Consider the following 501-nt stretch of genomic DNA (forward strand, 5'->3'; position numbering starts at 1 on the left):
GCACCGTACGGATGAACCGCAAGTTCAAGACCGACAAGGGGAACGCCGAAGCCGACGTCGTTGTGGTTCGCGACGAGGACAGCGTCCTGATGATCGAGTGCAAAGGGTACAGTCCCTACGGTGAAATCCCCGACGCCCTATTCAAGCGCTGGTTACAGCACAATGTTCCAATCTGCTACAAAGCTGCCCGCGAACATTCAGACTGGAAGAATTTAACGATCCGGTTCGAGTTTTGGGCTACCGGCCGTCTCTCCGCCGAATCCCTCGCATTATACGAGCAGGCGAAGGCGACCATCAACTCCAATCGCTATACGATTGATCTGAAGCGAGGGCCGGACGTTCTGGAGCAATGCAAATTGACAAAGGACACGAGCATCATCGAGGCTTTTGAAAAGCATTTCCTTAGAGCTGAACCGGCCCCTGCCGACCAAGAGGACGACCTGTTTTAGAGCAAAGAAGGCAGGAGGCGGAAATCTATGTTCCTGCCTACAGATCCTAAAG

The 501-nt window shown here is 53.5% G+C and carries 1 pseudogene; it reads left to right on the forward strand.

What is annotated here, in order from left to right:
* Window positions 1–449: pseudogene (locus tag AB4Z23_RS28285) on the forward strand (hypothetical protein); the annotation flags it as partial.
* Window positions 450–501: the final 52 nt, after the last annotated feature.

This window comes from Agrobacterium sp. MCAB5, from assembly GCF_052114365.1.
GTDB classification, from domain to species: Bacteria; Pseudomonadota; Alphaproteobacteria; order Rhizobiales; family Rhizobiaceae; genus Agrobacterium; species Agrobacterium tumefaciens.